At 64.8% G+C, this 25,528-nt stretch carries 23 protein-coding genes; 7 read left to right on the top strand and 16 right to left on the bottom strand.

The window, feature by feature from the left end:
* Nucleotides 1–52: 52 nt before the first annotated feature.
* A complete protein-coding gene (locus ACT6Q8_RS11495; RefSeq protein WP_444732133.1) occupies nucleotides 53–697 on the top strand; it encodes a radical SAM protein in 645 nt (214 codons plus the stop codon).
* 1 nt (nucleotide 698) lies between these two features.
* On the opposite strand, the gene ACT6Q8_RS11490 is transcribed toward ACT6Q8_RS11495, so the two are convergent.
* A complete protein-coding gene (locus ACT6Q8_RS11490) occupies nucleotides 699–1,262 on the bottom strand; it encodes a hypothetical protein (protein ID WP_444732134.1) in 564 nt (187 codons plus the stop codon).
* 42 nt (nucleotides 1,263–1,304) lie between these two features.
* A complete protein-coding gene (locus tag ACT6Q8_RS11485; RefSeq protein WP_444732135.1) occupies nucleotides 1,305–1,628 on the bottom strand; it encodes an MmcQ/YjbR family DNA-binding protein in 324 nt (107 codons plus the stop codon).
* A 130-nt stretch (nucleotides 1,629–1,758) separates the two neighbouring features.
* On the opposite strand from ACT6Q8_RS11485, the gene ACT6Q8_RS11480 reads away from it, so the two are divergent.
* Together ACT6Q8_RS11480 and ACT6Q8_RS11475 are read left to right on the top strand one after the other, a co-directional pair.
* A complete protein-coding gene (locus ACT6Q8_RS11480) occupies nucleotides 1,759–3,657 on the top strand; it encodes a potassium transporter Kup (RefSeq protein ID WP_444732136.1) in 1,899 nt (632 codons plus the stop codon).
* 185 nt (nucleotides 3,658–3,842) lie between these two features.
* Complete coding sequence (locus ACT6Q8_RS11475; RefSeq protein WP_082372530.1) at nucleotides 3,843–4,274, top strand: septal ring lytic transglycosylase RlpA family protein; 432 nt, start codon at nucleotides 3,843–3,845, stop codon at nucleotides 4,272–4,274.
* Here the strand turns inward: ACT6Q8_RS11475 and ACT6Q8_RS11470 are convergent.
* The gene (locus tag ACT6Q8_RS11470; RefSeq protein WP_444739380.1) at nucleotides 4,255–5,322 is read right to left on the bottom strand and encodes an AraC family transcriptional regulator; all 1,068 of its coding nucleotides are present in this window, start codon (nucleotides 5,320–5,322) and stop codon (nucleotides 4,255–4,257) included. The genes ACT6Q8_RS11475 and ACT6Q8_RS11470 overlap by 20 nt on opposite strands.
* Nucleotides 5,323–5,394: 72 nt before the next feature.
* Between ACT6Q8_RS11470 and ACT6Q8_RS11465 the strand changes: the two genes are divergently transcribed.
* Nucleotides 5,395–6,576 (top strand): acetyl-CoA C-acyltransferase, encoded by a 1,182-nt coding sequence (locus ACT6Q8_RS11465; RefSeq protein ID WP_444732138.1) that lies wholly within the window; start codon nucleotides 5,395–5,397, stop codon nucleotides 6,574–6,576.
* A gap of 185 nt (nucleotides 6,577–6,761) precedes the next feature.
* Nucleotides 6,762–7,889, top strand: coding sequence for an acyl-CoA dehydrogenase (locus ACT6Q8_RS11460; RefSeq protein ID WP_444732139.1), 1,128 nt, complete (start codon nucleotides 6,762–6,764; stop codon nucleotides 7,887–7,889).
* A gap of 42 nt (nucleotides 7,890–7,931) precedes the next feature.
* Here ACT6Q8_RS11460 and ACT6Q8_RS11455 read toward each other — a convergent pair whose 3' ends face one another.
* Nucleotides 7,932–9,464 carry a hypothetical protein gene (locus ACT6Q8_RS11455; protein WP_054169410.1) on the bottom strand — a complete coding sequence of 511 codons (1,533 nt, stop codon included), beginning with the start codon at nucleotides 9,462–9,464 and terminating at the stop codon, nucleotides 7,932–7,934.
* Entirely contained in the window at nucleotides 9,461–10,216 is a 756-nt protein-coding gene (locus ACT6Q8_RS11450; protein WP_444732140.1) for an ABC transporter ATP-binding protein, read from the bottom strand. The genes ACT6Q8_RS11455 and ACT6Q8_RS11450 overlap by 4 nt, the downstream gene beginning before the upstream one ends.
* A gap of 122 nt (nucleotides 10,217–10,338) precedes the next feature.
* Between ACT6Q8_RS11450 and ACT6Q8_RS11445 the strand changes: the two genes are divergently transcribed.
* Nucleotides 10,339–10,941: a hypothetical protein gene (locus ACT6Q8_RS11445; protein ID WP_444732141.1), complete on the top strand. Its 603-nt coding sequence runs from the start codon at nucleotides 10,339–10,341 to the stop codon at nucleotides 10,939–10,941.
* A 32-nt stretch (nucleotides 10,942–10,973) separates the two neighbouring features.
* Here ACT6Q8_RS11445 and ACT6Q8_RS11440 read toward each other — a convergent pair whose 3' ends face one another.
* The 3 genes from ACT6Q8_RS11440 to ACT6Q8_RS11430 are packed head-to-tail and all read right to left on the bottom strand — an operon-like array spanning nucleotide 10,974 to nucleotide 14,379.
* Complete coding sequence (locus tag ACT6Q8_RS11440) at nucleotides 10,974–12,044, bottom strand: tartrate dehydrogenase (protein WP_444732142.1); 1,071 nt, start codon at nucleotides 12,042–12,044, stop codon at nucleotides 10,974–10,976.
* A gap of 2 nt (nucleotides 12,045–12,046) precedes the next feature.
* The gene (locus ACT6Q8_RS11435) at nucleotides 12,047–13,519 is read right to left on the bottom strand and encodes an NAD-dependent succinate-semialdehyde dehydrogenase (protein WP_054169413.1); all 1,473 of its coding nucleotides are present in this window, start codon (nucleotides 13,517–13,519) and stop codon (nucleotides 12,047–12,049) included.
* Nucleotides 13,520–13,521: 2 nt separating this feature from the next.
* Entirely contained in the window at nucleotides 13,522–14,379 is an 858-nt protein-coding gene (locus ACT6Q8_RS11430; protein WP_444732143.1) for a GNAT family N-acetyltransferase, read from the bottom strand.
* 185 nt (nucleotides 14,380–14,564) lie between these two features.
* Here ACT6Q8_RS11430 and ACT6Q8_RS11425 point away from each other — a divergent pair, with 185 nt between their 5' ends.
* Nucleotides 14,565–16,076 carry an aldehyde dehydrogenase family protein gene (locus tag ACT6Q8_RS11425; RefSeq protein WP_444732144.1) on the top strand — a complete coding sequence of 504 codons (1,512 nt, stop codon included), beginning with the start codon at nucleotides 14,565–14,567 and terminating at the stop codon, nucleotides 16,074–16,076.
* Nucleotides 16,077–16,291: 215 nt separating this feature from the next.
* Here ACT6Q8_RS11425 and ACT6Q8_RS11420 read toward each other — a convergent pair whose 3' ends face one another.
* Genes ACT6Q8_RS11420 through ACT6Q8_RS11385 form a run of 8 tightly spaced genes read right to left on the bottom strand, consistent with a single transcriptional unit; the run spans nucleotide 16,292 to nucleotide 25,512 of the window.
* A complete protein-coding gene (locus ACT6Q8_RS11420; RefSeq protein WP_444732145.1) occupies nucleotides 16,292–17,443 on the bottom strand; it encodes an NAD(P)/FAD-dependent oxidoreductase in 1,152 nt (383 codons plus the stop codon).
* Nucleotides 17,440–18,816, bottom strand: a complete 1,377-nt coding sequence (locus ACT6Q8_RS11415; protein WP_444732146.1) for an FAD-dependent oxidoreductase — start codon at nucleotides 18,814–18,816, stop codon at nucleotides 17,440–17,442. The genes ACT6Q8_RS11420 and ACT6Q8_RS11415 overlap by 4 nt, the downstream gene beginning before the upstream one ends.
* Complete coding sequence (locus ACT6Q8_RS11410) at nucleotides 18,798–19,109, bottom strand: (2Fe-2S)-binding protein (protein ID WP_054169417.1); 312 nt, start codon at nucleotides 19,107–19,109, stop codon at nucleotides 18,798–18,800. Before ACT6Q8_RS11410 ends, ACT6Q8_RS11415 begins: the two co-directional genes overlap by 19 nt.
* Nucleotides 19,106–20,869, bottom strand: coding sequence for an ABC transporter ATP-binding protein (locus tag ACT6Q8_RS11405; RefSeq protein WP_156344756.1), 1,764 nt, complete (start codon nucleotides 20,867–20,869; stop codon nucleotides 19,106–19,108). Before ACT6Q8_RS11405 ends, ACT6Q8_RS11410 begins: the two co-directional genes overlap by 4 nt.
* A gap of 2 nt (nucleotides 20,870–20,871) precedes the next feature.
* A complete protein-coding gene (locus ACT6Q8_RS11400; RefSeq protein WP_444732147.1) occupies nucleotides 20,872–21,711 on the bottom strand; it encodes an ABC transporter permease in 840 nt (279 codons plus the stop codon).
* The gene (locus tag ACT6Q8_RS11395; protein ID WP_082372532.1) at nucleotides 21,708–22,688 is read right to left on the bottom strand and encodes an ABC transporter permease; all 981 of its coding nucleotides are present in this window, start codon (nucleotides 22,686–22,688) and stop codon (nucleotides 21,708–21,710) included. Before ACT6Q8_RS11395 ends, ACT6Q8_RS11400 begins: the two co-directional genes overlap by 4 nt.
* 5 nt (nucleotides 22,689–22,693) lie before the next feature.
* On the bottom strand, nucleotides 22,694–24,217 hold the full coding sequence (locus ACT6Q8_RS11390; RefSeq protein WP_444732148.1) for an ABC transporter substrate-binding protein: 1,524 nt from the start codon (nucleotides 24,215–24,217) through the stop codon (nucleotides 22,694–22,696).
* Between the two features lie 8 nt (nucleotides 24,218–24,225).
* The gene (locus tag ACT6Q8_RS11385; RefSeq protein WP_444732149.1) at nucleotides 24,226–25,512 is read right to left on the bottom strand and encodes an NAD(P)/FAD-dependent oxidoreductase; all 1,287 of its coding nucleotides are present in this window, start codon (nucleotides 25,510–25,512) and stop codon (nucleotides 24,226–24,228) included.
* Nucleotides 25,513–25,528 lie beyond the last annotated feature (16 nt).

The raw sequence follows: 25,528 nt of genomic DNA, 5'->3' as shown, positions 1-25,528 counted from the left end.
ATGGCCATTTGTTTGGTTGGCCTGGGATTTATTTATTACGATGTAAACTTTAATGTCAATGCGGAATCCGACAGCAAAATGGAGCCGCGACTTCAATCAGCCTGTCAGCATCATCACCAAATCAGCCAATGTCCTGCGCGATCTGGATATCCTGGCGCCCATGGCGGTCCAGGGGCTGGCGCGGGTGGCCATGTCCATCACCAGCCTGGACCGCGATCTGGCCCGCACCATGGAGCCGCGCACCAGCACGCCGGGCAGGCGTTTGGACGCTGTCCGGGCCCTGTCAGGGGCGGGGGTGCCGGTGGCGGTGCTGACCAGTCCCATGATCCCGGCCCTGAACGACCATGAGATGGAAGCCATCCTGGAGGCAGCGGCGGACGCGGGGGCGACGCCGGCCAGCTACATCTTGCTGCGCCTTTCGCTGGAGATTGCTGACCTGTTCGGGGAATGGCTGCGTGAACATTACCCCGACCGCGCGGAACGGGCGCTGTCGCTGGTCCGGCAGACGCGGGAAGGGGCGCTGTACCGGTCGGACTTTGCAACCCGGATGAAGTGGGCGTGCGTCTATGCCGAATTGCTGCGCAGCCGGTTCCGGCTGGCCATCAAACGGCTCGGCATGGACCGCCGGACCTGGGATATGGATTGTTCGCGTTTCAGGGTGCCTGACGCGCCGGTGAAGCAGCTTTCCCTGTTTTGACCTATGCCCGGCGCAGGCGTTCGCGCAGGGCCAGAACGCGTTCGCCATAGTCACGGCCCCGCGCCTCGTCCATCCAGGTATGGTAACGGCCAATGGCGCGGGCCGTGTCGTTGGGCAGGCTGTCCAACGCCTCGCGCAGGATGCCGGCCCCGATACGCAGATTGATGCCAGGATGCAGCAGGTGGCTGATATCGGCTACGCGCTGGCCATGCCAGCGTACATTCACCTGCATCCAACCCAGATCGGCATCCTTCACCTCGTCGCTGGGCAGACGGTGGATCAGGTCCATGGCCGCCTTGAAATCTTCTGGGAAGTAGGACTCGACAGTCGTGCGCACGGCATAGGGCCAGGGACCGGTGCGGCCCTTGCGGTCCTGCCGGCTTTCGACATAGGAAACGGCGTAGAGCAGATAGGGGTCCAGCTTTGCCAGACGGCCCGTCTCCTCCCAGATGGTGCCGGCTAGGGTGAAGGCACGGGCAGGCGTTGCGGCCAGACATAAACCACCCGCCGCCAGACCCAGCAGGGCTCGGCGCGACAGGGCAGGGCTGAAGGACATGGTCGTCATGCCCTTTTCTTACGCCGCCCGTTGCGTCCCGTCCAGATACGCTCAGCGTTTACGCCGTGTTGGCTGCGCATGCGCCCAAGCCATCCGCAGGGCAGCCTCCAGTTCCGGTTCGGTCAGGTTGGCAAGTGTCGCCTGGGTCCAGCCCTGCCGTCCCCAGCCGTTAGGAATGGCGGCGAACGCATTGGCGGCCACCAGGCATTTCAGTTCCTGCTCCTCCGGCGTGAACTTGAAATTCGCACTTTTGCCATCCGGCCCCAGGGTCACAAAGATACGGGCGACGCGGAAGGCCGCGCGGTCCATATGCTGCTGCTCCTCCACTCCCGGCAGCGCCAGGGCCAGCCGCCGCAGATCATCCCCCGTGGCCATCCGCCATTCCCCCCTGTTTCGTGCGCAATTTATAAAGCACTTATTAACCAATGACGCCGATTTCTTGCGCCCCGCCGCCGAAAAGGGTAGCCTTTGCAGCGCAGCATGATGGGCACAGGGGTATTTCAGCGTGGGGCATTCGGCCAGTGCGGCGCATGACGCGCCGCGTTCCTCCTTCGGCGCCCTGTTTCTATCCGCCATTGGCGTGGTGTTCGGCGATATCGGCACCAGCCCGCTTTACGCCATGAAAGAGGCCTTTGCCGGCCCACACCCCCTGCCGGTGGACCGGATGCATGTGCTGGGTGTGCTGTCGCTGGTCTTCTGGACGGTGATGCTGGTGGTGTCGATCAAGTATGTCGCCATCATCATGCGCGCCGACAATGAAGGCGAGGGCAGTTCCTTTGCCCTGCTGGCCCTGTTGCAGAAGGCCTTGTCCAGCAACCCGAAGATGACGGCACTGGCCGGCACGCTCGGCGTGTTTGCGGCGGCCCTGTTCTATGGCGACAGCGCCATTACGCCGGCCATTTCCGTTCTATCGGCGGTGGAGGGGTTGCAGGTCGCGGCCCCAAATCTGGCGCCATGGACGGTACCCATCGCCATCGCCATCCTGGTGGCCCTGTTCGCGATCCAATCGAAAGGCTCGGCGGCGTTGGGCGGCGCGTTCGGCGTCGTCATGCTGATCTGGTTCGTGGTGCTGGCCGTGCTGGGCATCAGCAATATCGGCAAGGCGCCGGGGGTGTTGGCGGCCCTGTCGCCGCATTATGCCGTGGCCTTCCTCGCCCATGATGGCTGGATTGGGTTCCTGGCGCTGGGCTCCGTCGTCCTGTCGGTCACGGGTGCCGAGGCGCTTTATGCCGATATGGGCCATTTCGGGCGCGGGCCGATCCGGCTGGCTTGGTACATGCTGGTCTGGCCGGCCCTGATGTTGAACTATTTCGGGCAAGGCGCGCTGCTGCTGACCAATCCTGAAGCGGCGGCGAACCCGTTCTTCTTCATGGGGCCTGCCTGGTCGGCCATGCCAATGGTGATGCTGGCCACACTGGCAACCATCATCGCCAGCCAGGCCGTGATCTCCGGCGCTTTCTCCGTCACGCGGCAGGCGATCCAGCTGGGCTATCTGCCGCGTATGAACATCATCCACACGTCCGAGAAGGAGATGGGGCAGATCTATATGCCCTTCGTCAACTGGGCGCTGATGCTGGCCGTCGTGGCCCTGGTCCTGGGCTTCGGCAGTTCAACCAATCTGGCGTCGGCCTATGGCGTGGCCGTCACCGGGACCATGTTGATAACCACCACCCTGGTGGCGCTGCTGGCTTTCAACCGCTGGGGCTGGAACGGTAAGTTCGCCATCGGGTTCTTCGTGCTGCTGCTGGCCGTGGACATGGCCTATTTCCTGGCGACGGCGACCAAGATCACGCATGGCGGCTGGTTCCCGCTGGCGGCCGGTCTGCTGGCCTTTACCCTGATGACCACCTGGAAGATGGGGCGCAAGCTGCTGCACGCCAAGCTGCGCGACAGTGCCATGCCCCTGCAGGATTTTCTGGGCACCCTGTCGTCGCGCATTTCCCGCGTGCCTGGCACGTCGGTGTTCCTGACCTCCGATCCCGATGGCGTGCCGCTGGCCATGCTGCATAACCTGAAACACAACCATGTCCTGCATGAGAGGGTGGTGGTGATGACGGTGAAGGTGGTGGAGCGACCGCGTGTGCCGATTGGCGAACGCATCGTGTCGGAGAAGCTGCGCGACGATGTGTTCCGCGTCACCATGGTCTGCGGCTTCATGGACGATCCCGATGTGCCGAAGGCGCTGGCCAATGCCAAGCGCACGGATCTGGGCTTTGATTATGAGCCGCTGCGCTTCTCCTACTTCCTGACCCGCGAAACGGTGGTGCCGTCGGCGGAGCCGGGGATGGCGCCATGGCGCGAGGAGCTGTTCGCCTTCATGATGCGCAGCGCCACCACCACCGCCGACTTCTTCCACCTGCCGCTGAACCGGGTGGTGGAACTGGGTGGTCATGTGGAGATATGAAGTTACAGTAATGTGTATGGCCGATACTAGGCGGTATCTGCATTAAAAACCCATGTAACAACGGGTCTCATGGTATAAAAATTTCCATATATGGAATGAAATCACCAGTATAAACGAGTTTTTATTTGCTGGTCTGTGGCGGTTGGGCGCAGAGCAGTGCCGTTCATAACGAACGGAGCACCATCATGCGGTCCCTGTGCCTTGGGGTCGTCCTTGCCCTTCCCCTGCTGTTCATCCGCCCGGCGGTGGCCGGCTGTCCGCCACAGGCGGCGGAGATCGTCACCGCCTCCTGGTATGGCCCCGGCCATCACGGACGGCCGACCGCCAGTGGGGAAATCTTCGACAGCGCCGCCTTGACGGCGGCCCATCCCTGCCTGCCGTTTGGCACCCTTGTCGATGTTCAGGATGTGGGCAGCGGACGTTCTGTCCTGGTGCGTATCAATGATCGCGGGCCCTTCGTGCCCGGTCGTCAGATCGACCTGTCACAGGCGGCGGCGGCCCGGTTGGGCCTGATTGGCCGGGGTATCGGGCGGGTCCGGCTGTCGCGCGTCGATCCCGTCACCATCTGCCCGCCGCAGCGTCCCTGTGCGCCGGGTGTCAGGGCGGCAGCCCGTTGAGGCGGCGGTATCGCGCCGGTGTCGTTCCTGTCCATTGCCGGAAGGCCCGGTTGAAGGCGGCAGGTTCGGCAAAGCCCAACTGCGCCGTGATGTCGGCAATGGACAATTCCGGTCGGGCAAGGGCCTGACGGGCCAGATCCAGGCGCAGCCGGTCCTTGATGGCCTGATAGGAGGTGCCTTCCTGGCGCAGCATGCGGCGCAATGTGGCGGGAGAGCAGCGCAGCAGTCCCGCCGCCTCGTCAGCGCCCGGCCAATCCGGGGGCGGGCGGCGGCGCAGCAGGTTGGCGACGCGGCGACCGAATCCGTCCGGATTGCGGTACTTAACCAGGAAATTTTCCGGCGCCTGGTTTAGAAAGGTCTTCGCCGAGCGCCTGTCCTGTGCCATCGGCAGGGATAGGGTTTCAGCGTCGAACCAGAGCTGGCATTGGTCGTGTGAGAAGCGCAGTTGCGTACTGAACAGTACGAAATATTCCGCACCATGCGCCGGTTCGGGATAGGGAAAGCAGGCTTCCTCAATCACGATGCGCCGCCGCGCCAGCCAGCAGGCAATGCCATGCATATAGACGAACAAGGTCTCTACCGCGAAGACGGGCAGGCGGTGGCCGGGCCTTGTCGGCGCGATTTCCAGAGCCGCCCGCCGCCCGTCGCGCCGCACGGCCACGCGCAGATCGTCGAAGATGGTGTTGTAGGCGCGGCAGAGCAGGCTGAGGGCGCCCCCGACATCACCGCCCCCTTCCAGTGCCAGCAGGCAGGACAGGGCAAAGCTGCCCACCTTCATGCGGCGGCTATCCTGGCCGAAGAACTCATCATCCAGCAGCTGCGCCACGATGCGCAGCAGGGCGGCATAGGCGTGCACCGGCACGCGGGCCGTGGGCTGGTGCAACAGGACGGGGTCAATCCCGGCCTTGCGCAGGATGGGCGCCGGTTCCATACCCCGCGCCATCGCGCCGTTCAGGGCGGCGGCCACGAAATGGATGGAAACGCTGCCCTTCTCCACCTGATCTGCCCATTCGCTCTTGACATAAGTGATCAGGAAATTTGATCGCAACGGTTATGGCTGATCGGAAGCGACAAGTCTACGCTATGCCCAACCAATTAATATCGACGCCAGAGGAATGCCATGACCGACCCCATCGTGATCGTGTCCGCCGCCCGCACCGCCATGGGCGGCATGATGGGTGACCTGTCCGGCCTGACGGCGGCCCAATTGGGCGCCGTTGCCGTGAAGGTCGCCGTGGAACGGGCGGGGATTTCCGGTGACAGCGTGCAGGAACTGCTGATGGGCAATGTGCTGCAGGCGGGCCAGGGGCAGGCGCCGGGCCGTCAGGCGGCACTGGGCGCGGGCCTGCCTTTGTCGGTCACCTGCTCCACCATCAACAAGATGTGCGGCAGCGGCATGAAGACCACCATGCTGGCCCACGATCTGATCCTGGCCGGCAGCGCCGATATCGTGGTGGCGGCGGGCATGGAAAGCATGTCGAACGCGCCCTACCTTCTGGACCGGGCGCGCGGCGGCTACCGTTACGGCCATGCCACCATGTATGATCATATGGCGCTGGACGGTCTGGAAGATGCCTATGAGCGCGGTCGCGCCATGGGCACCTATGCGGAGGATACGGCGGCGCATTTCGGCTTCACGCGGGAGGCGCAGGACGCCTATGCCCTGGAAAGCCTGCGCCGCGCCAAGGCAGCCGTGGAGGATGGTACCTTCGATCTGGAGGTGGTACCGGTCACGGTCAAGGGCCGGGGCGGTGACAGTATCGTGTCCCGCGACGAACAGCCCGGCAAGGGCCGTCCCGACAAGATCCCGACCCTGAAACCTGCCTTCCGCAAGGATGGCACGGTGACGGCGGCCAACAGCAGCTCCATCAGCGACGGGGCTGCGGCCCTGGTCCTGATGCGCGCCAGCGAGGCGGAAAAGCGCGGCCTGTCGCCACTGGCCCGGATTGTCGGCCATGCCAGCCACGCCCGTGCCCCGGCCTGGTTTACGACGGCCCCGGTCGGTGCCATGCAGACCCTATTCGCCAAGACCGGCTGGACGGCCAAAGATGTTGACCTGTTCGAGATCAACGAGGCGTTTGCCGTCGTCGCCATGGCGGCCATGAAGGAATTGGACCTGCCGCATGACAAGGTGAATGTGCATGGCGGGGCCTGCGCGCTTGGCCACCCGATCGGCGCGTCGGGTGCGCGCATCCTGGTGACCTTGCTGCACGCGCTGAAGAAGCATGGGCTGAAGCGCGGCGTCGGGTCGCTGTGCATCGGCGGCGGCGAGGCGACGGCCATGGCGGTGGAGCTGGTTTAACCGACCGTTTCCCCCTCCTCCCAGTCATCCCGGCGGAAGCCGGGACCCAGGGGCCACAAGCACCACCCTTATCGGCAGCGGCGTTCAACGCGGCTGCACTGTCGGGCACGCCGCCCCTGGGTCCCGGCTTTCGCCGGGATGACGGGCGTAGAAGCGTCAGCCGCTTTCCAAAAGGACCAACCCCCATGATCCTCACCGAAGAACAGACCATGATCCGCGACATGGCCCGGCAGTTCGCGCGCGAGCGGCTGGCGCCCGGTGCTGCCGAGCGTGACCGGGACAGCCGTTTTCCCGCCGAAGAGCTGCGGGAGATGGGCGAGCTCGGCCTTTTGGGCATGGTGGTGCCCGAGGAATGGGGCGGGGCGGGGGCCGATGCCGTCTCCTATGCCCTGGCGATTGAGGAGATCGCGGCGGGCGATGGCGCCATTTCCACCATCATGAGCGTGCATAATTCCGTCGGCTGCGCCCCCATCCTGAAGTTCGGCAATACCGAACAGAAGGAGCGCTATCTGCGGCCCATGGCGGCGGGCCGGATGCTTGGCGCCTTCTGCCTGACGGAGCCGCAGGCGGGCTCGGACGCGTCGGCGTTGAAGACGCGGGCGGTCAAGGATGGCGATCACTATGTGCTGAACGGTGCCAAGCAGTTCATCACCAATGGCCAGAATGCGGGCGTTGCCCTGGTCTTTGCCGTCACAGATCCGGCGGCGGGCAAAAAAGGGATTTCCGCCTTCCTCGTGCCCACCGACAATCCGGGATACAAGGTGGCCCGGCTGGAACATAAGCTGGGTCAGCGCAGTTCCGATACTGCGCAGATCCTTCTGGAGGACGCGCGCGTACCCGCCTCTGCCATGCTGGGCAATCCGGGGGAGGGATACCGTATCGCACTGGCCAATCTGGAAGGTGGGCGCATCGGCATTGCGGCACAGGCCGTCGGCATGGCACAGGCAGCGTTCGAGGCGGCGCGCGATTATGCCCGTGACCGGACCTCCATGGGTGTGCCGATAATCGACCATCAGGCCGTATCTTTCCGTCTGGCCGATATGGCGACCCGGATCGAGGCTGCGCGGCAGCTGGTCCTGCACGCCGCGAGCCTGCGTGGGGCGGGGCAGCCCTGCCTGAAGGAAGCGTCGATGGCCAAGCTGTTTGCGTCGGAAATGGCCGAACGCGTCTGCTCCGACGCTATCCAGACCTTCGGCGGCTATGGCTATGTCGAGGATTTCCCGGTGGAGCGCATCTACCGTGATGTCCGTGTCTGCCAGATTTATGAGGGGACCAGCGATATCCAGCGTCTGGTGATCGCCCGCAATCTGTGACGGGGATGGCGGGCGGACCAGTACCGCACCGCCCGCCTCTCATCAACCTTCCCCGCGCCTTTGCAGCAGCAACCCGGCCAATGCGCCCGCATTCGCCACCAAAAGCAGTGGTATCGCCCAGAACGGGGCCAGGAATTTCAGGGCCAGCCAACCCAGACCGAACAGGGCAAAGCCCAGCAGCATTTCACCAAATAGGGCGATCATGTTGCTTTGGTACCGCTTCTGGAAGGCCTTTCGCCCGCCCAGCGCCGGTCCCTGCCGCATATCCATCAGCAAATAGAGGCTGACCGACAGCAGGCAGATCAGCCAGAGGATCAGGCCGGACCAGGGCGTTTGCGTAATCACATACAAACTGACCGCCGTCGCGATGATCAGGGATGGAACGGCGGCGGCCAGAAGACGGTCACGCAGCATGCGCCGTGCGCTGACGGGGGCGGTACCTAGCAGGTCAGGCGCATCCTCGCCCGCGAACGCCAGCCAGACCAGGGCACCGGCCAGCAGGCCCGCAACCGGGATAACGCCCATCCAGCCCACGGCCATGACCTCCCCCGATGCGGTACTGATGCTTTTGCCCATGGTGGGCAGCACGATGGGGGCGGCGACCAGAAGGATGGAGGCGACCTGCGTCAGCAGGCTGGGGTCGCGCAGGATGAGGCGCCATTCCTTCCACAGGATGGAACCAGTCACGCCACGCAGATGCATGGAGAGCGGGCGCGTGTCATTAACGCCCTTACGCCGGGCCGTCAGGTCGGTACCGGCGGCGGCGTTGACGCTGCGCACGAAGGCCGGTCCCAGCAATGTCGTCACCAGCAGGAACCCGCCGAATGACAGCAGGGCCAGCAGCAGAAACGGCCCTGTCTCCCCCGTAATGGCCGCGCCGAACCAGCGGATCGGTGCCATCGCGGGATTATCGGCCATCGTGGCCATTGCCTGGAAATTCTTGGCCTTGGTCGCCTGATCGGCGGCATTATTCATGTTGGGGATCTGGGCCGCCAGGGCCGCACCGATGCCGATGACCCCGCCCAGAACCTGGGCCACCGTCCGTGCCCGCCGCGCCCCGATCATCTTCACCAGCCCCAGAACAATCAGGAAGGATACGGTGACCGTCAGCAGGCACAGGGCTGGCAGGGTGACATAGCCGATCAGCCAGCGCGCCGAAATCATGATGGCGCTGGGGTTCATGAAGCAGGTGGCCATGGCCAACGTTGTGCCCATCACCGCCAGGGCGATGGCCAGCAGCCGGATCGGCAGGATGGCACCGGGCCGCAGCGGCGAAGACAAAAGCAGGTCCATGTCACCGCGCGTGTAGATGGAGTTGACCGTCAACTGCATCGAAACCGATAGCATGATGGCCATGCTGAACAGGCCGATGCCGCCAAAGACCATCTGCACATTCTCCGGCTCCAGCTTCATCTTTCCGAACCCGAAGGCGGAAAGGAAACCGATGCCGTGCATGAACAGGATGCCGACAATCAGAACAGCCCAAGCCCAGGGCCCCGTCTTCTTTGTCCGGAACGCCAGGCGCAATTCATGCCGCAGCAGCCAGGGCATGCTGCCCGGTGTCAGGGCGATCATGCGGCCACCGCCTTGCCCGAAACGAGATCAAGGAACAGTTCTTCCAGCGAGGCACCGTCGCGGCCATGCTTCTGCCGCAACTCCGCCAGAGTGCCCTCGGCCAGCAACTGCCCATGCTGGATGATGCCGATACGGTCCACCAGCCGTTCCGCGACCTCCATGATGTGGGTGGTCAGGATGATGGTGCAGCCGGCCCTGGCCCGTTCGGCCAGCAGGTCCTTCACCTGCCGGGCGATGGCGGCATCCAGGCCGGTCAGCGGTTCGTCCAGGATCAGCAGGCGCGGATCATGGATCAGGGCGCCAGCAAGCGCCGCCTTCTGTTTCATGCCGCGCGAGAAACCTTCGCAGCGTTCATTGCGGTGTTCGTGCAGTTCCAAACGGGTCAGCAGTTCATCCGCACGCGATGCGGCGGTGCGGGCGTCAATGCCCCAAAGGCCCGCCACGAATTCAAGATATTCCAGCGGCGTCAGCTTGTCATACAGCATCGGCTCATCCGGCAACCAGGCAGTCTGGCGCTTGGCGGCCACAGGATCGCGCTGATTATCAACGCCAAACACGCTGATGCTGCCCGATGTCGGGGTCAACAGGCCGACAACCATTTTCAGGGTTGTGGTCTTGCCGGCGCCGTTGGGACCCAGAAGGCCGTAGAATTCCCCCGGCTGGATGGTCAGATCAATGCCCTTGACCGCCTCCTTCTCTCCGTAGGATTTACGAAGTCCGCGAATTTCAAGGGCAGGGCTGGTCGTGGTCATGCGCATCAACCGGGGTAACGCCATCGGGAAGACATAGTTAACAATAAATGAGTGTGGATAGAAGTCTTCTCCGCTTCTTCACCGGTTTCCCGGTGATGAGGAGAAGAGAAAAGGGGGGGGTCTTGAAGGGATCGATTTTCAACGGATGGCGGCTGACGGCGGGTATCGCGGCGGTGCTTGTGCTGTTGTCCGCCGTCATGGTGCAGATGGCACCTGATCCGGTGCATCAGGCGCGCTGGGTGATCCAGCTGACGGCCTGGACATCGCTGCTGCTGTTCGGGCTGGCCTTCACGGCCTCCAGCCTTGTGCGCCTGTCGCCCTCACCCGCGACGCGCTGGCTGCGGCGGCAGCGGCGCTATCTGGGCGTGTCGTTCGCTGTGTCGCATCTGATCCATCTGTTCGGCATCTTTGCCTTGATGGATCTGGATTATGCGCTGTTCCAGCAATTGACCAACCGGATGACGGTGATCGCGGGTGGCGGTGCCTATCTGTTGATCCTGGCGATGACGCTCACATCCTTCGACCGGATGGTGCGGCTGCTGGGGCCCACGGCCTGGGGCTGGCTGCACCTGATCGGCGGCTGGTATGTCTGGGCATCCTTTGCCGCCAGTATGGGCAAGCGCCTGGGGCAGGGACCGCTCTACTGGCTGGGCCTGGGCGTCGTCCTGTCTATGCTGGCACTGCGTCTGGTGTCACGACGGGTCGCGACGGCGTTGGTCCGGTAGAACCGCAGCAACGCCGTCGAAGGGGCACTGCATCACTCCAAGGCCTCTTCCACTGCCTTGCCGCAGGTACCGGTATCGGCGGTGCCTTTCAGGTCGCGGGTGCGAAGGGAAGGTTCGGCCAGGACCCGTTCGATGGCGGCCACAATGGCGGATGCGGCCTCTGTCTCGCCCAGATGTTCCAGCATCATGGCCGCCGACCAGATCTGACCCACCGGGTTGGCGATACCCTGGCCGGCAATGTCTGGGGCGGAACCATGCACCGGTTCGAACAGGGACGGGCCGGTGCGGTCGGGGTTGATATTGCCCGATGGCGCGATGCCGATGGTGCCGGTGCAGGCCGGCCCCAGATCGGACAGGATGTCGCCAAACAGGTTGGACCCCACCACCACATCGAACCGGTCGGGGTTCAGCACGAACTGCGCCGTCAGGATGTCGATATGGTACTTGTCCCAACGCACGTCGGGATAATTGGCGGCCATCGCCTCCACACGGGCATCCCAATAGGGCATGGTGACGGCGATGCCGTTGGATTTGGTGGCAGACGTCAGGTGGCGGTTAGGCCGGCTGTTGGCCAGTTCGAAGGCGTAGCGCAGGACACGGTCCACGCCCACCCGCGTCATCACCGTTTCCTGGATCACTACCTCACGGTCGGTGCCGGGGAACATGGTGCCGCCGACGGAGGAATATTCACCCTCCGTATTCTCCCGCACGATCCAGAAATCGATGTCGCCCGGCTTACGGCCCGCCAGCGGACAGGGAACGCCAGGCATCAGGCGTACGGGGCGCAGATTGACATACTGGTCATATTCGCGTCGGAACAGCAGAAGCGACTGCCAAAGCGAGATATGGTCCGGTACCTTGGCGGGCCAGCCGACGGCGCCGAAGAAGATGGCGTCAGGCTTGCCGATCTGCGCCTTCCAGTCCTCCGGCATCATGCGTCCATGCTTCAGGTAGTAATCGCAATGCGCGAAATCGTGCCATTGCTGTTCGATATTGAAGCCGAACAGGCGGGCGGCCTTTTCCAGGACGCGGATACCCTCGGGCATCACTTCATTGCCGATACCGTCGCCCGGGATCACGGCGATCTTATAGGTGCGGGCCATGGTTAGAGCGCCTCATGCAGTTTCAGGCCGCCAATATGGAAGGCCTTGGTTTCAAGATATTCCTCAATACCGGTCGGCCCGCCCTCGCGCCCCAGGCCGGATTGCTTGATCCCGCCGAAGGGTGCCATCTCCATGGCGATGGAGCCGGTATTCAGCGCCACCATCCCGGCCTCCAGCCCCTCGGCCACCCGGAAGGCGCGGTGCAGGTTCTCGGTATAGAAATAGGCCGCCAGGCCGAAGGGCGTGGCATTGGCGATGTCCAGCGCCTCCCGTTCATCCGTGAACCGGAACAGCGGGGCGACGGGACCGAACGTCTCCTCCGAGGCCAGCCGCATGTCGGTGCTGGCCCCAGTCAGGATGGTGGGGGTGGCGAAGCGGCCCGTGCCGGGGCCATCGGCTTGTGCGAAGATTTTGGCACCCTTGGACAGCGCGTCATCGACATGAGCGCTGACCTTGGCCACGGCGGCATCATTGATCAGGGGACCGATGGTTGTGCCGGGCGTGAAGCCGGGGCCGACGCGCAGGGCCGCGACGGCGGCGGCCAGCTTGTCCGCGAACCTTTCATAGACGCTATCCTGCACCAGGATGCGGTTGGCGCAGACACAGGTCTGGCCGGCATTACGAAACTTGCTGGCCATGGTGGCGGCCACGGCAATGTCCAGATCGGCATCGTCGAACACGATCAGGGGGGCATTGCCGCCCAGTTCCAGCGACAAACGCTTCACACTGTCCGCGCACTGCCCCATCAGCAGCGCGCCGATGCGGGTGGAGCCGGTGAAGGACAGCTTGCGCACCAGCGGGGACCCGGTCAGGGCGGCGCCAATCCCGGTGGGCCGGCCCGTGACGACATTGAACACGCCCGCCGGAATGCCGGCCCGTTCGGCCAGCACGGCCAGGGCCAGGGCGGTGAAGGGCGTCAGGTCCGACGGCTTGATCACCACCGGGCAGCCGGCGGCCAGGGCCGGCGCGCATTTGCGGGTGATCATGGCGGCGGGGAAGTTCCAGGGCGTAATGATCGCCGAGACGCCGACCGGTTCCTTCCAGGTCAGAATGCGGCGGTCGGTATCGGGCGCGGGGATCATCCCGCCATAGATACGCCGCCCTTCACCCGCGAACCATTTCACGAAGGTGGCAGCATAGCGGATTTCGCCGGTGGCCTCGGCCAAGGGCTTGCCCTGTTCCACCGTCATGATGCGGGCCAGATCATCGATATGGGCCAGGATCAGGGCGTGCCAGCGTTCCAGAAGATCGGCGCGGGCACCCGCCGTCAACGCCCGCCAGGCCGGCCAGGCGGCATTGGCGGCGGCAATGGCTTGTTCGGTATCCGAAGCATCGCAGTCAGGCACGCTGCCGATGATGGAGCCGTCGGCGGGATTGTCCACGGTCAGCATGGACAGGTTGCCGGCCTGACGCCATTCACCGCCGACGAAGGCGGACTGACGGAAAAGAACGGGATCGGAAAGGGTCAGCGTCATGATTACCCCAGCGCCTGGGTGACAAGGGAGAATGTCTGGAAATCCGGATCGTGGGCCGGCGGCGTGCCCCGGATCATGCGGGTGACGCGACCGACACATTGCAGGCCCAGTTCATCCAGCCACGGGGAAAGGCCGCTTGCCTCCGTCACGTCCACGCGACAGAACATGCCGGCATTGGTGCCCAGCCAGTGGGAGATCAAGGCCTTGGCACCGCCCAGGTCGGGGGCCACCGTGGGGCCGACGACATAGCCACGTCCGAATTTGCGGAACAGGGCGAAGCCCGCCACCTCATGCTCGCGCGTCAGCATGACGCCCAGCGCGTTTTTATCCATGGTGTCGATCAGGCGGCGGCGGTCCATGCCGGTGGCACGGGCGTCCAGTTCGGGAATGATCTCCATGTCCCGCTGCCCCATAGGACGGACCCGTTCATCGGGCAGAAGGTCGGGCAGCGGGACGGAGAAGGCCGTACCCTGGTGTTGCAGAACATCGCCGACAGGCCTGAACCCCAGGCTTTCATAAAGCGGCATCCCCTCCGGCGTGGCGTGCAACATGATGGTGCGGTCGCCCAGGATATCCATGACGCCGGCCATCAGCCGACGACCGATGCCCAGCCCCTGTGCCGCCGGTGAAACGATGACCATGCCCAGCGTACCCGCCTGTTCCCCGAACAGCCAGCACATGGCGGTGCCGATCACGGCCCCATCCCGTTCCGCAACCAGCCCCTGCCCGAATTCCAGAAAGAACTGCCAGTCCTCCATACGGTGCGGCCAGTTCAGTTCGCGCGACAGGGCATGGGCCTGTTCCAGGTCCGCCTCGGTCATCGCCCGCAAATTCACGGCGGGCCGGGTCGGTTTTTCCATCACGTCATCCCCTCGGATACCGGTTTGCGGCGGCATGAACTGCTGCGGCCGCAAACCCAGCTGTCATGCGGACATATTAAGCATGGGCGCATGGCATTCGCTGCCGGGATGCGGGTGATTTCGGAAGATTGTGGCGTGGCTCTTCCGGGTGATCCCGACCAAATGCCGTGCCATCGGGATTATCCATGGCGCATGTGGAATGCCAGCCGGAGTTGCCGTTCGTGAGCGCCTTTGACCCCAACAGCTTGACCCTGCCCGCCGCATCCAACTTCATCAATGGCGTCCGCGTGGCCGGCGTCGGGGCCGAAATCCCCGTGCGCCGCCCGTCGGACGGACAGGTTTATGCCCAGTTGGACAGCGCCGGTCAGACACAGGTGGATGCTGCCGTCCAGGGAGCCTATGACGCCTATCGGAACAGCGGCTGGGCCAAGGCCGATCCGCGTCAGCGCATGCGGGTTCTGCGACGCTGGGCCGACCTTCTCGATGCCCATGTCGCGGAACTGGCGGCACTGGAGGCGGTGGGGTCCACCCGCACCATTACGGAGGCGACGGCCTGGGACATTCCCTATTCGGCGGAATGCATCCGCTTTTACGCAGAATTCGCGGACAAGGTGGGGGGAGAGGTCGCGGCGACCACGCCGGACAAGCTGGGCTTGACCATCACCGAGCCCTATGGCGTGGTGGCGGCGGTTGCCCCTTGGAACCTGCCCATCGTTATGGCGATGTGGAAGGTGGCTCCCGCGGTGGCGGCGGGGAATTCTGTGGTGCTGAAACCGTCGGAGATGACGCCCTTTTCTATCGTGCGGGTGGCGGAACTGGCGATTGAGGCGGGCCTGCCGCCCGGCATCTTCAACATTGTGCAGGGGGATGGCCGCTCGGTGGGCGACACGCTTTGCCGGCACCCGCTGATCGCCAAGGTGACTTTCACTGGCTCCACCCGCACGGGGGCCGCCATCATGACGGCCTGTGCAGAGACGGGGCCAAAGCCGGTCACCCTGGAACTTGGGGGAAAAAGCCCGCAGCTGGTGTTTGCGGACTGCCCGGATATGGAGAAGACGGCGGCAATCGTAGCCCGCGCCATCACGCTGAATGCCGGTCAGGTCTGTGTGGCGGGGTCGCGTCTGATCGTACAGGAAAGGGTTGCTGGACAGGTGGTGGACCTGATCACCGGCCGGGTCCGCGCCCTGAACCCGGCACCGACCTGGGACCCAGCGGGCACCCTATCCCCGATCATCAGCCATCCGCAGCTTGACCGCATTCACGGCATTGTCGGGCGCACGGTGGCGGCGGGTGCAACCCTGGTGACTGGCGGGGGACGTGCCGCCGGGCCGCAGGACGGATCGTTCTTTCAGCCGACCATCCTTGCCGGTGTGGACGCAAATGCCGAGGCGGTGCGGGAGGAGATTTTCGGCCCCGTCCTGACGGTCCAGACCTTCCGGGATGAGGAGGAGGCCCTGGCCCTGGCCAATGACACACAGTTCGGCCTGGCCGCCGGCGTGCATACGGGCGATGTGGGCCGCGCCTTGCGGGCCGTAAGGGGCCTGGAGGCCGGGACCGTGTGGGTCAACCGCTATGGCCGCTCCAACGATTTCATGCTGCCCACGGGTGGGTTCAAGCGATCCGGTATCGGCAAGGATCTCGGGCGCGAGGCCTATATGGCGAATTTGAAGGTGAAGACGGCGCTGGTGGAGTTTTAAGTATCTGAATACCCGAACCGGGTTCATGACGTGCAGGCCTTGGAAAGCCTGCACGTCATCGGTGCATGTTTCGAAGTCATGCACGAGCCCTGTGGTGGCGATCACCACATCTGCTGTGATGCGTGCCCTACCCGTTCCTTGTTGCGTGTTTGGTCACACGCAATTCTGGCATCAATTATCAGTCGCGCCTCCAGATATGGATGTCGGCGAGCTTATCATTTTACGCCCGTAAACCGTTCCACCCGGTAATGCGACAGGTCGATCCCCGTGGCCCCCGTGGCGATCAGTTCGGCCATGGTCTGGCCCACGCCCGGCCCGATCTGGAAGCCGGAGCCGGAGAAGCCGAAGGCGTAGAACAGGCCACTGGTGGTGCCGCTTGGTCCCATCACAGGTAGGCTGTCATCCATATAGCCTTCGATACCGGTCCATACCCGGATGATGTTCAGCCGGGCCAGGGCCGGGGCGAGGCGGCGCAGTTGCTGCAACTGGGTCAGCGTGTTCTGCGGCTTCACGAAGGAGCGGTAGGTTTCCGCCACCGCCGGCCCGCGCGTGGACCCGCCCAGCACAATATTGCCGCGCGCCACCTGCCGGAAATAGACGGTTTCCACCTCCAGCGGCGTCATCACCCCGACGGCGGGGGCGATGGCATAGGGGACAGGTTCGGTGACCGACATGGTGGGGCTGCGCGCCGTCAGCTTCACCGGTTCCCCGAACTGCGCCGACAGTTCCCCAGCCCAGGCACCGGCGGTGATCAACAGGATGGGGGCCTTAAACACCCGCCCATCCTTCGCCGTGGCGATGAAATCGGTACCCGCCTTGGTGACATGGCTGATGCGGGTATTCTCGAAAACCTGCGCGCCCAGCTTCTGGGCCGCGCGCGCGAAGGCCGGGGCCGCAAGACGGGGGTTGGCATGGCCATCCAGGGCGGAATAGGACCCGGCCACCACATCGGTGCCGAAGAACGGGAACCGGTCGCGCAGCGTATTGCCGGTCAGGATTTCCAGATCCAGACCGTTCTGCCGCGCGTCCGCCGCATATTCCTCCATCTTGGCGATGTTTTCCGGCCGCTCGCGGTAACAGACGCGGATATGCCCGGATTGCAGATATTCGACATCCGATCCCAGCAGTTCATTGGCCTTTCGCCAGATTTCCAGCGAGCGGTTGGCCAAGTGCAACTGATGGATGGGACGCCCCTGGCGGCGAACATTGCCGAAATTGGTACCGCTGGCCTGCCGCCCCACCAGATCGCTTTCGATCAGGGTGACGGATTTGCCGTGGGTCTGGCGCAGGAAGAAGGCCGCCGACGAGCCCATCAGGCCGCCGCCGATGATCAGCACATCGCTATGCGTCACAGGGTTGGTCATCATTCCGCCTCCCCGATAGCGATAGGCAGGGGTTTCACCGGGGCTTGACCGCGCAGGCGGCCCGCATCGGCCACGGGGAAGTCGCCATGGGCGGCAATCACTTCGGCTGCCGCATGCCCGCAGTAACGGCCCTGGCAGCGGCCCATGCCAACCCGGCTGAATGCCTTGGTGCGGTTGGTTTCCGCCGCCCCCGTCACATCCATGGTCCGGCGCACATCCCCCACCGTCACGCATTCACAACGGCAGAGGATCGTATCATCGGCAAGCGCGGCTGCCTGCTGGTGCGGCCAGGGGAAGGCCTTGGCCAGACCGCGCGAGAAGCGGCCATAGCGCCCGACCTCCCGCCGCAGCATGATCATGGCCCCCTTGTCGACTGGCAGTCCCAGATCGGACAGCGCCGCCAGGGCGGCAAGCCGGCCCGACGCCTCCGCCGACCGCGCACCCAGCACCTTGGCCCCGTCACCGGCAAGATAGAGCGGTGTCGGCGCATCGGCCCTTCCATCCTCATCCCGCACCGGCAGGTACTGGCGCGTCAGCTTATCAAAGGCAAAGGTACAGCGCGCCAGATCGGCCAGCTGCGTTTCGGGCCGCAGGTGATACCCCATGGCCACCGCGTCCGCCGCGAAATGCCGTTCTTCCCCATTGCCCAGCCGCACCGTCACCCCGGTGACACCCGTTTTGGCATCCCCCTGAATGGCCACCGGTGTGACCCCGGTCAGCAGCGGCACGCCCGCCGCCTTGATGGCGCGGGTCAGGGCGATGCCGTTCCACAGCACTGATGGCAGGGCCAGAAGGTCGGGGAGGGCGGTGATGCGCGCGGTGAAGCTGGACGTATCCAGTACCGCCGCCACCCTGGCCCCCGCCTTGATATACTGCGAGGCCACCAGATACAGCAGCGGGCCGGTGCCCAGGAACACCACCTGCGACCCGATGGACACGGCCTGTGCCTTCAACGCCACCTGCGACCCGCCCAGGCTGTAGGTGCCGGGCAGGTCCCATCCCGCCATGGGCATCAACCGGTCCGTGGCCCCGGTACACAGGATCAGGGCGTCATAGGGCAGGGCCTCCTGCGCCTTGCCGCTGGCGGTCCAGACATGGCCGTCGGCAATGTTCCAGACCAGGGTTTCGGCCCGGTAGTCGATGCTGTCGCCCAGGGCGTCGAACCCGTCATGCACCGCCTTGGCGCGTTCTGCCTCAGTGCCATAGAGGTCGCCGTAGGGCCGGCGGAAATTGTCCGGCTGCCGGCGATAAATCTGTCCCCCGGCCCGCCGCCCCTCATCAATCACGATGGGGGTCAGGCCGGCGGCGGCGACGGTTTCGGCGGCCCGCACACCGGCGGGACCGGCGCCGACGATGATCACCCGTGGTTCGGCCATGATGCCCCCGGCTGGCTGGTGGTGACGGACATGCCATCCTCGGCGACGGTGGAACAGGCGCGCAGCCGGTGACCGCTTTCGGTCCAGACCCAGCAGTCCTGGCACGCCCCCATCAGGCAGAACCCCGCCCGGTTGCCCTCGGTAAATTCCGATTGGCGCAGCGTGCCGCCCGCCGCCAGCATGGCGACCATCAGCGTGTCGCCTTCCATTGCCCGCACGCGGGTCCCGTCGATACTGATATGGATGGCGGGCCGGTCCCTTTCGGCCAGCCGTACGAAACGCCCTTGGCTCACGATGCCCCCTCCGATGCGCCCTCTGGCCGATGGCAAAGGATGATATTGCCGCCCGGCGTCACATGCCGGGGCGGGGTGAACTCTTCACAGGTGCCGCAGATACGCCAGGAACAGCGGGGCAGGAACCGGCACAGATCGGCCCCGTCCTTGGGCTGGCCGATGACGGGCGGGGCAGGGCGCGTGCCCTGTTCCTCCAGCCAGCCGGACCGCAATTCCGGCACCGACCCGATCAGCAGGTCGGTATAGGGATGGCGCGCCACCCCGTCATATCCCTGCCGCCGGCCCGTCTCCACCTGCGTACCGGCATACAGCACCATGATATCGTCCGCGATGGCGCGGACCGTGCCGATATCATGGCTGATGAACAGGTAGGCCAACCCCAGTTCGCGCTTCAGTTCCGCCAGAAGGTCCAGGATGGCCGCCCCCACCACCGTATCCAGCGCCGATGTCACCTCGTCGCACATGATCAGGTCGGGTTTGGCGGCGAGCGCGCGGGCCAGGTTGATGCGCTGCTTCTGCCCGCCCGACAGGCCGCCACAGGGCCGGTCGGCCAGGGATGCGGGCAGCTTGATCAGGTCCAGCAGTTCCGCCACGCGCTTCGCCGCCGCCGGCCCTTTCAGCCCGTGATAGAAGGCAAGCGGCCGCCCAATGATCTCCCCCACGCAATGGGCGGGGTTCAGGGCCGTGTCGGCGTTCTGGAACACCAGCTGGATACGCCGGAACTGTTCCTTGTCACGCATGGACAGTGAGGGCGGCAGGCGGGCGCCGTCGAAACTGATCGCACCGGTGGAGGGCGGCAGCATGCCGGCAATCACCCGGGCCAGCGTCGACTTGCCCGACCCGCTCTCCCCGATCACGCCCAACGTGGCGCCCCGCGCGATGGTCAGGTTGATATCGCGCAGGATGGGCGTGGTGCCATAGCTGGCGCACATGCCCTTGATTTCCAGCAACGGGGCTGCTGTCACCTTCGGCGCGTCCACCGCCGCCCGTTCCGGGCGCGCCGCCGCCATCAGGGTACGGGTGTACTCATCTTCGGGCTGTTGCAGCACCTGCACCGCACGGCCATTCTCCCGGATGCGGCCCTTGTTCAGCACAACGATGGCATCAGCCATCTGTGCGACAACGGCCAGATCGTGGGAGACATAGACGGCCGTCGCGCCTTGTTCGCGCACCGCCTGCTTGAAGGCGCGCAGCACCTCGATCTGGGTGGTGACATCCAGGGCCGTGGTCGGTTCGTCCAGAATGACCAGTTCCGGCCCCGTGATCAGGGCCATGGCCGCCATCAAGCGCTGCAGCTGCCCGCCCGACAACTGATGCGGATACCGTTCGCCGATCGTGTCGGGGTATGGCAGGGCCAGCGACCGGAACAGGGCCACCGCCTTCTTCTCCGCTGCCGCGCGGTCCATCCTTCCATGGATCAGGGCGGGTTCCACCACCTGATCCATGATGCGCCGCGACGGATTGAACGATGCCGCCGCCGATTGCGCGATATAGGACACCCGGTCCCCACGCAGGGCCGCCAGCCCATCCTCATCCAGCGCCAGGACATCGGTATCGCCCACCCGCACCGATCCGCCCGCGATGCGGCAGCCAAGGCGGGCATAGCCCATGAGCGCCATGGCGATGGTGGTCTTGCCCGAGCCGCTTTCCCCGATCAGGGCCAGCACACCGCCGCGCGGAATGCTGAAATCCACATCCGCAACGATGGTATGGGCACCGGCGGTGACGCACAGGTCGCGCACTTCGACATGGGTCTGCATGCTTATTCCTTCCCGGCCATGCGGCGGCCCCGACCGGGCAGCGCATCGATCAGCAGGTTGACACCGACCGTCAGGGTGGCAATCGCGATGGCCGGCATCAGGATGGCGGGTGCGGCCTCTCCCAAACCGGAGATGTTCTCGCGCACCAGCGACCCCAGATCGGCATCCGGCGGCTGCACGCCCAAGCCCAGGAAGGACAGGCCCGACAGCAGCAGCACGATGAACACGAAGCGCAGACCGAAATCGGCCAGCATCGGGTGGATCATGTTGGGCAGGATTTCCCGGATGGCGATATAGGCCGCCCCTTCGCCCCGGCATCGGGCCACCTGCACATAATCCATCTGTGCCAGATTGACGGCCAGCGAGCGGGCAATACGGAAGGAACCCGGCATATAGGTGATGGAGGCGACCAGCAGAAGCAGCGGCAGGGAGGAACCGACGACCGCCACAAGGACCAGGGAGAAGATCTTCGACGGGATGGAGATCAGCGTATCCATGAACCGGCTGACCCCCTCATCCAGCCAGCGCGGGCTGACCGCCGTCAGCAGGGCCAGGGTGATGCCCGCCGTACTGGCCAGCAATGCTGCGGCGAGCGCCAGTCCGACAGAGTAGCGGGCCCCCGACAGCAGCCGGCTTAACACATCGCGGCCCAGATAATCGCTGCCTAGCAGGTGAGCGCCGGTGAAGCTGGCGAACACGTCATGGGCCACGAAGGCGCCGGGATCATACGGGGCCAGGAATGGGCCGATGATGGCGATCAACAGCCAGAACACCACCAGCGCCAGACCGATGAGGCCACTGCCGGAAAGGGCTTTCACCCAGGATCGGATCGCGTTCGTCATCGGTTGCGCAGCCTCGGGTTGGCCAGGATGGCGACGGTATCGGCAATCAGCACCAGCAGCAGATAGGCGGTGCAGAAGATCATGGCGCAGGCCTGCAGCAGCGGCATGTCGCGGCTGGTGACGGCATTGACCATGAGGCTGGCCAGACCTGGATAATTGAAGATCGTCTCAACGATGATCGCCCCGCCCAGAAGGTATGACAGCGACAGTGCCATAGCGTTGACGATGGGGCCGATGGCATTGGGCAGCACATGGGTCAGCACCACCCGCGCCGGCTTGATGCCCTTCAGCAGCGCCATCTCCACATAAGGCTGGCTCAACTGTTGGATGATCGCGGCACGGGTCATGCGGGCCATCTGGGCGATCACGATCACCGACAGGGTCAGGATCGGCATGGCCAGCGAGCGCAGAATCAGCCACGGGCTGGCATCAGGCGGGATAAGGGCGATGGAGGGCAGCCAGCGCAGCTGAACCGAAAAGACCAGCACCGCCAGCGTGGCGACCAGGAACTCCGGCAGCGCCACCATGGACAGGGTCGCCACATTCAGGCCCCGGTCCAGGCGGGCATCGCGGTGCATGGCCGACAGGATGCCGATGGTCAGGGCCACCGGTACCGACACCAGGGCCGACAGGGCGGCCAGCAGCAGCGAATTGGGCAGGCGCGCCGCGATGACATCGGAAACCGCCATGTTCGCGACCAGCGAATATCCCGGATCGCCCGTCACCATGCCGACCAGCCAGCGGACATAGCGTTCAGGCGCAGGTCGATCCAGGCCAAATTTCTCCCGCAGGGCCGCGACCGCATCGGCGGTGGCCGCCTGGCCCAGCATCTCCTGGGCAGCGTCACCGGGCAGAAGCTGGGCGATGAAGAACACGACAAGCGAAACCAGCAGCAGCGTCAGCATACCCGACGCAATACGCTTGCCGATCAGGGGCAGGGCGGTGGCCAGCAGGCCACGGGTCGCGGGTCCGGCCATGATGATCAGCCCTCCCACCAGACATGTTCGGGGAATTTATAGCCCATGAAGCCGCCCAGCGGGATGGGCCGCAGGCCTTTGACCCGCTTGTCGAACCCATCGATCAGGGTGATGAAGACGGGGATCGCCGTGCCGCATTCGGCCGCCACGATCTCCTGCATCTCGCCATAGATTTCCTTGCGCAGCGCAAAGTCCCCCTGGGCGCGGGCTTCCAGCAGCAGCCGGTCGAACCGTTCATTCTTCCAGCCGCTTTCATTCCAGGCGGCGGTCGATTTATAGAACAGGCTGAACATCAGATCGGCGGTGGGGCGCGGGTTGGTATTGCCGAAGCCCAGCGGGTGCTTCATCCAGTGGGTGGACCAGTAGCCATCGGCCGGCATGCGGTTCACTGCCAGCTTCAGACCGACCTTCGATCCATATTCCTGCAGCACCGACGCCATGTCGACCGACCCTTCCGCCGCGGGCGAGCAATAGAGCGGCAACGGGGTGGAGGGCAGACCGGCCCGGGCGAAATGATAGCGCGCCCGGTCCAGGTCCAATGTTCGCTGCGGCAGGTCGGCCCGGTAGAGCGGGTCGAAGGGCGGGATCGGATGGTCATTGCCGATGGTGGCGTAATCACGGAACAGGGCGCGTTTGATCAGTTCCCGGTCAAACAGATATTTCATGCCCAGCACGAAATCCGGGCTGCTCGTCGGTACTGCATCGCGGCGCATGATCAGGTTGGTGTACAGGCCCGACGGCGTTACCAGCAGGTCATGCGTGCCGCTTTCCCGGATGCGGCGGGTGGAACGGGGATTGATGGCCAGGATCATCTGCACATCACCCGACAGCAGCGCATTGACGCGCGCCACCTCGTCCGGGATGCCGATCAGTTCCAGACTGTCCAGATAGGGGCGGCCATCGCGGAAATAATCCTCGTTGCGCACACCCAGGGTGCGGACACCCGGCTGGAACGTCTGGCACCGGAACGGCCCGGTGCCGTTGGCCGTGCTGAAATTCGTCGTTCCGGCCTTGATGATGTAGAAATGCGACTGCGCAAGGATCGACGGCAGGTCGACATTCGGGCTGGTCAGCACAATCTCCACATCGCGCGGCGAGACGGCCCGAACAGACGCCATCTGCGATGCGATGGGCTTCACCTTCGATCCCGATGCCGGGTCCTGAAGGCGCAGCAGGGAGAAGACCACGTCATCGGCGGTCAGTTTGCTGCCATCATGGAACTTCACATCGTCGCGCAAGACGACGCGCCAGGTCATCTGGTCACTGCTGTCCAGGCTTTCAGCCAGGCTCAGGCGCGGCTGGGCATTGTCATCATAATCCGTCAGGCCGTTATAGAACATGGCATGACGGCAGTAATCGGTGGACAGCGCGCCCTTGGCGGGGTCCAGCGTGTCGGCGGTGGAACTGGACATGCAGGCGGCGGTGACATGGCCGCCGCGTCGGGGTTGCGCGCTGGCCATCCGGGGGAGCAGCGGCATTATGCCGGCGGCAAGGCCCGTGCCCAGCATCTGTCGTCGGGAAAGGCGCATGGGGCCCCTCAATGCAGGATGTCCTGGATACGATAGTAAAGACCGACCAGCGGCAAAAACCAGGGCTTGCCCAGATGGCCCGGAACCGGGGGCCAGGACAGGTCGGCCCAGGGGTTGGCGTCACGCTCGCCACCCATCACGCGGGCCATACGCTCGCCCATATGCACCGCCATTTGTGTGCCATGGCCGCTATAGCCCATCGCGTAGAAGATGCCGTCATGTTCACCGGCGCGGGGCAGGCGGTCGGCTGTAAGGTCGACCATGCCGCCCCAGCAATAATCAACCTTCACATCCTTCAACGCTGGGAACAGCATGCGCAGCGTGGTGTCCAGGATGCGCCCGCTTTTGGCGTCTGACAGCGGGTCCGACACGGCAAACCGCGCCCGCCCGCCGAAGATCAGGCGGTTGTCAGGCGACAGGCGGAAGTAGTTCCCGATATTCTTGCTGGTGACATAGTTCCGCTGGCCCGGAAACAGGCTTTGCGTCACCGCCTCTGACAACGGCTCGGTCGCAATCACGAAGGACCCGACCGACACGATGCGCCGCCGGAACCAGCCGAACGGACCCACCGGGCTGGCCCCGCCGGTAGCGACCAGCACCTGCTTGGCCTGCACAATACCCTTCGGTGTCCGAAGCTCCCAGCCGCCGCCGGCAGCGTTGGCCAAGCCGGTGACCGGTGCCCCTTCATGGATCAGGGCTCCCTTTCGTGCTGCTGCCTCCGCCAGGCCCACCCCGAACCTGCCGACATGCAACTGGCCGCTGGTGGTTTGCAGCAGGCCGCCGTGGAAATCGTCAGATTTGATTTCAGAGGCCAGATCGGCACGTGACAGCAGGTGGACATTGGGATCGACAGTCGCCAGCGTTTCCGCCGCGCGTGCCAGCTTGTCATAATGTTCGGGCTTGGCCGCCAGCTTCAACCGGCCACAGCGGCGGAAGGAACAATCGATCCCTTCCTCCCGCGCGATCCGCTCCACATCGTCCACGGCATCGACATGCGCCTGATAGAATTTGCGCGCCGTCTCCACCCCGAACCGCCCGGCCAAGGCGGCGAAATCATGGGCGGTGCCGCTATTGCACTGCCCGCCATTACGGCCCGACGCCTCGCCCGCCACCCGGCCCGCCTCCAGCACCATGGTGCTGGCGCCTCGCTTGGCCAGCGCCAAAGCCGCCGATAGGCCTGTGAACCCGCCCCCGATGACCGCCACATCCACCCGCCCCTCAACAGGCCCCGCCGTCCCACCGGTAAAGCGGGGGGCCGTGTCCAGCCAGTAGGAAAGGGTTTGCGATGCGGTCATTTGGGTACCTATCGTA

Origin of the sequence: Niveispirillum sp. (assembly GCF_052437035.1) — a bacterium.
In the GTDB taxonomy this organism is placed as follows: domain Bacteria; phylum Pseudomonadota; class Alphaproteobacteria; order Azospirillales; family Azospirillaceae; genus Niveispirillum.
Note: the sequence above shows the minus strand (reverse complement) of the source record. Positions and strands in the feature narration are given on the sequence as shown.